We start from the raw sequence: 5,073 nt of genomic DNA, 5'->3' as shown, positions 1-5,073 counted from the left end.
ACGATCTCCTCCGAGGGGCCGACTTCCGCCAAGTCGAAGGCGTACATCACGGCGAGGCGGTCGGCCAACGCGGCGACGAGCGGCAGGTCGTGGGTGATGAACACCATCGTCAGGTCGTACTTCTCCTGCAGTTCTTTGAGCAATATGAGGATCGACTGCTGCATCAGCAGGTCCAGCGCCGCCGTCGGTTCATCCATCACCAGAATGTCGGGATCCAGCACTAACGACAGTGCGATCAACGCCCGCTGTTGCATTCCACCGGACAGTTCGTGCGGGTACGACGACAGCACGCGGTCGGCGTCCAAATACAGGTCCGCGAGCAGTTCTCGCGCCCGGTCCATGCCCTCCGCTCGGTCAGCGTCGTGCGCATCGAGGGTGTCGTAGAAGTGATCCTCGATCTTCATCGTCGGGTTGAACGAACTCATCGCGCCCTGGAACACCATCGAAATCTGCTCCCAGCGCAGCGAGCGCAGTTCCTCTTGAGAGAGTTCCAGCACGTTGACCTCCTCGCCGTCCTCCGGCCGATAGATCACTTCTCCCTGAAGCAATCCAGGGTCGGGAATCGCATCCAGAATCGTTTCGGCGAACATCGATTTGCCCGAGCCACTTTCGCCGACCACGCCGACGATCTCGTTGCGCTGGATATCGAGGCTCACGTCGTTCAGGACGTACGATTCGCCCTCGTCGTAGGTGACCGACGCGTTCCGAATGCTCAGAATCGGATCCGATACCTCCGTGACTGTTCCCTGTTGTTGTGACATCATTATTGGAGCACCTCCGTGCTGTCCTCGGATTCTTCCAGCGTCGTCGATTCACCCGCGAGGCGCGTTCTGACGCGTGGGTTGAACAAGCGGTCGAGACCTTGGGCAAGCAAGATGAGCGAGAGCGCGATACCCATGATCATGATCATCGGGACGATGAGCTGATACAGTGCACTCGTCCCGACGAGCGCGCCCGCCTGTTTGTACGCGTTGTTCAAATCGACACCCCAGTTGGGAACCGACGTGGGTAGGATGCCCAGATAGGCCAATCCGACGGAGGTGAAGACCACATAGCGGGCGGCGTTGGCGAAGTTGACGAGCACGAACGGCATCAGGTTCGGGATGACGTCCTTGAACAGGATGCGCGGCGTGCTCATCCCCATCGTCCGGGAGGCTTCGACGTACGATTCCTCGCGCAGGGTGAGCACCTGCGAGCGGATCGAACGGGCGAGCCCGGCCCAATAATTGATGGTGATGAGTAAGCCGATGAGGATGGGGCTGTCTGGGTGGAAGACGGCGGCCAGTACCATGATGAGCGGCAATCCCGGAATGGTCATGGCGATGTCCGAAAAGGACGTCAGCACGGTGTCAACCGTCCCGCCGCTGTATCCGGCGAGCGTACCGATGGCGAGCGCGATGACGGTGGCGAAGATGCCCCCGGCGGCGATCATGATGAGCATCGGCGGGGTGGCGTGAATCGCCATCGCCAGCACGTCCACGCCGCGCTGGGTCGACCCGAGTGGCGCGTTCCAGTTCTGGAACGGCACGAGATTTCGCGGCACTTGGTTCGAGGTGGGTGCCGGATACAGCCAGGTGCCGACGGTGCCGATGAGGATGTAGACGAAGAGGATGAGCCCGCCGATTCGCGTGCGCGGGTCGTCCCAGGCAACCAGTCCCGGTTTGTAGATGAACTCGGCGTAGAAGTCCTGTAGGCGTTCTTTGGTTGTGACTTCCGTGTCCGAACTCGTGGTTTCGAAGCTGAACTCCTCGACTTTCGATTGCGAACCGCCGTCGGTCATGGCGGTGTCGGAATTATCAGTAGGCTTCATTGGAATCACCCGATTTGACGCGCGGATCGATCATGCCGTACGTTAGGTCGGCGATGAACACGGCGAGAACCAATGCTGTAGTGATGACGAGGAAGATACCCATCATCAGCGGATAATCGCTGTTTTGCAGTCCCTGGAACAGATAGTACCCGACGCCGGAATAGGTGAAAATCTGTTCGAGGATGACCGAGCCACCGAGGTTGAAACCGATGAGGGTGAGGAATCCGGTGTACATCGGAAGGATGGCGTTTCGGCCGACGTACCACACGGAGATGCGACGGTCGGGAAGCCCGCGGAGGCGGGCGACACGGACGTAGTCCTCGCCAAGCACCTGGATGCTGTTGCCGCGCATGGCGAGCGCTTGGAGTCCCGCGCCGGAGACGACGAGCGAGACGATGGGGAGGAAGGCGTGATAGAGCGCATCGGTGACGAACTGGAGGGTTAAGCCGGGTTCGACGCCGGGGCTCAAGCGATAGCTGACGGGGAAGACGCTGTATTTGTAGCCGAAGACGATGACGAGGGCGATGGCGAGGACGTAGAAGGGAATCGAGGAGAGGATGATCGAGAGGACGCTCGATCCCATGTCGAATCGACTGCCTTCGCGGTAGGCCATGAGTGCACCCCAGACGATGGCGATGGCGAAGATGATGACGGTGGCGGTGACCATCACGAAGATGGTCCACGGCAATGCCTCGCCGACGATGCTCGCCACGGTGCGGGGGTAGGTGAACGATTTGCCCATGTCGCCGTGGAGGAGGGCGGTGATGTAGTCGCTGTACTGGACGTACAGCGGGGCGTCGGGTTGCAGGTTTTGGTAGGTTTCGATAATCGAGTTGATCTGTTGGGGTGGGTATCCCTGGCGAATCAGTTTGCCGCGCAGTTGGGTGAGCGGGCCACCCGGCAGCAGTCGGATCATGCCGAACGTGAGCGTCACGACCAGCCACAGCGTGAAGATCGCTCGTCCCGTCCGTTTCAAATAATAGTTGACCATATTACAAACTTATCACTATCGTGTACTACTCACGCCAAATTCGAACCTTCAGTCTCGTTCGTTCGCTCGAATCCGGAACGACGACTCTTCGAACCGATGTTGGGGCCACAGCCAGCGGGTGTGACCGCTCCCGTGGTATCTGGCACGCGAACGCGCCGGTATTTAAATACGTCACTTCTGCCTATGGATTTGTCTCTCATACCCAATGCAAATTGCACATCGATCGTAAATAAATGTTTGCACAGATTTCCGTTCCGCCGGAGTGCAGTAGTGAAATACCGAGTCCCCGTCCGAAGAGACATGGTGGGGGACTTACCTGCCGTTAGACTACTACGGCTTGTAGTTGTTCTTGCCGAACCGGACCGCCCACGACTCGGGCCATTTGACCTGCTCGATATCGGAGCCGTCTTCCGGGACCTCCCAATGGTCGCGTGAGAGGAACGATTGGTCCTGTTTCTCCGCGACGGCGAGGATGGGGAGGTCCTGATTCGTCACCCACGCCAAATCGAGGATGATCTCGTTGATCTTCTTCTCGTCCGTCGCCTGTGAGAGGTCCTGCAAGCGTTTTGCCGGGTTGATCGTCATCTTGCCCGAACCGGTTCGGGACGGGACCGTCGCGTCGGCGTGTTTCCCGCCACGACTCTGGTTCGCTGGCGGGTAGTTGTACGTGTACCCGCTGTTCTCCAGCAACTGGTACCGGAGCGAGAAGTACGGGAACGACGCTTGCGCGCCGCCCGGAAGCCACGACCCGGACGCGAGGACGAAGTCCCCGTTCGCCCAAACCTGTCCCGAAAGCGTCCCGTAGCTACGGGAATCGACCGACGATTTGAAACCGAAGCTCTTCAACTGGTCCACGATGGTTTGGGCCGCGGTCACCCAGTCCGTCCAGTCGGATGGCACCTGAACGGGGAGGTTGACGATGTCTCCGTCGCTGTCGTGCCACTTGCCGCCCTGTTTCTTGTAGCCCGCCTTCTTCAGCACTTTGGCGGCCTTGTCCGTCTCGGAACTCGCCTGGCCGTAGGTTTCGAACTTGCTGGCCGAATCCCCGAGGATGCGCTCCTGGTCGCCCGACGGAATCCCCATCGAGTATTTCGGTGCCTGTTTCGATTCCGGTGCGGCGTTTTTCACGACCGCATCGCGATTGATGACGTACGCGATGGCCTGTCGAACGGCGCGGTCTCCGGTGTGTTTGTGGTCCATCTGGGGGACCAACCCGTAGCCCCAGTTCGCCGGGGTTTTGACCTGTTGCCAGTTCTTCGGGAGTTGGTTGACGATTCGCGGCGGCGTGAACATGCTGTACACCGAGTCGAGTTGGTTGGCGATCATCGACTGGTGAGCCTGCTCGTTTCCGTTGATGTACCGGAAGGCGTAGGTTTTGAAGTTGATGTTCTTCGAGTCGGGGTGGTCGTCCCGACGTGTGAGCACCAGTTCCTGCGTCGTCGCCTGCTTGAACTCGAAGGGACCGCTCGCGATCGGCTCCTTCCACGCGAAGTCTTGGAGGGCTCGCGTTCCGTCCTTCTCGTTCTTCTCGATCTTATCCACGTACTTGCCGAACACGCTTTTCGGCTGCCGAATCTGGTTGTCAGAGAGGACTTGGAATTTGACGATGGATTTGTTGACTTGGTTTTCGAGGTGCATGACGACGGTCTTGTCGTCCTTTGCCTCGACCGACTTCGTGTAATCTCCGTACCCGGAACCGGTGTACATCCCGAGTTTCAGTTGGGTAACGATGTCGTCGGCGGTCACGTCGTCGCCGTTCGCCCACGTGAGGCCGTCGCGGAGGGTGAGTTTGAACGTGTTGTCACCGAACTCCCAATCGGTGATGCCGTAGGGGACGAGTTTGCTTTTCGCGTAATTGTACTTCGCGAACGCATCGAAAAGGTAGTAGTGTGAGATTTGTGCGGCGCTCGACGGGTTGCTGATGTTCCACTGGATGTTCTGTGGCACTTGATTTGCCATATCCACGTGTTTCACATCGTGGACTTTCTTGTCGCCAGAACCGCCCTTCGAGGAGCCATCATCGGAATTACCAGTGCAGCCCGCAAGTGCGGTCGCACCTACCATCCCGGTGAGACCGACAAATTGCCGACGATTAATCATGTTTCGGAGATCTCTGTCATTGTCCATCATTATACTACTATCAATGATAGAATCCTCTTGATAATAAAATATGTGGTTTGAATACTCTACACTTATTATTCGATGAATCAATAGACATACATCCACTTTAAAACTAAATCTATTTGGATACGGTCGTTCTATAGTCGAGTAT

The 5,073-nt window shown here is 58.0% G+C and carries 4 protein-coding genes; all 4 read right to left on the bottom strand.

Annotated elements, in window-relative coordinates:
- Positions 1–761, bottom strand: a 761-nt coding sequence (locus WBV42_RS15255; protein WP_423986782.1) for an ABC transporter ATP-binding protein, incomplete at its 3' end; no start/stop codon positions are given.
- A gap of 2 nt (positions 762–763) precedes the next feature.
- Entirely contained in the window at positions 764–1,810 is a 1,047-nt protein-coding gene (locus tag WBV42_RS15250) for an ABC transporter permease (RefSeq protein ID WP_423986781.1), read from the bottom strand.
- Positions 1,797–2,801 (bottom strand): ABC transporter permease, encoded by a 1,005-nt coding sequence (locus tag WBV42_RS15245; protein ID WP_423986780.1) that lies wholly within the window; start codon positions 2,799–2,801, stop codon positions 1,797–1,799. Before WBV42_RS15245 ends, WBV42_RS15250 begins: the two co-directional genes overlap by 14 nt.
- Before the next feature lie 330 nt (positions 2,802–3,131).
- Entirely contained in the window at positions 3,132–4,760 is a 1,629-nt protein-coding gene (locus WBV42_RS15240) for an ABC transporter substrate-binding protein (protein ID WP_423986779.1), read from the bottom strand.
- Positions 4,761–5,073 lie beyond the last annotated feature (313 nt).

This window comes from Haladaptatus sp. (assembly GCF_049589095.1).
In the GTDB taxonomy this organism is placed as follows: Archaea; Halobacteriota; Halobacteria; order Halobacteriales; family Haladaptataceae; genus Haladaptatus.
Note: the sequence above shows the minus strand (reverse complement) of the source record. Positions and strands in the feature narration are given on the sequence as shown.

Excerpts from the sequence above, each read along its gene's own strand:
- WBV42_RS15250 (WP_423986781.1), bottom strand. The coding sequence starts at position 1,810 with ATGAAGCCTACTGATAATTCCGACACCGCCATGACCGACGGCGGTTCG.
- WBV42_RS15245 (WP_423986780.1), bottom strand. The coding sequence starts at position 2,801 with ATGGTCAACTATTATTTGAAACGGACGGGACGAGCGATCTTCACGCTG.
- WBV42_RS15240 (WP_423986779.1), bottom strand. The coding sequence starts at position 4,760 with ATGGCAAATCAAGTGCCACAGAACATCCAGTGGAACATCAGCAACCCG.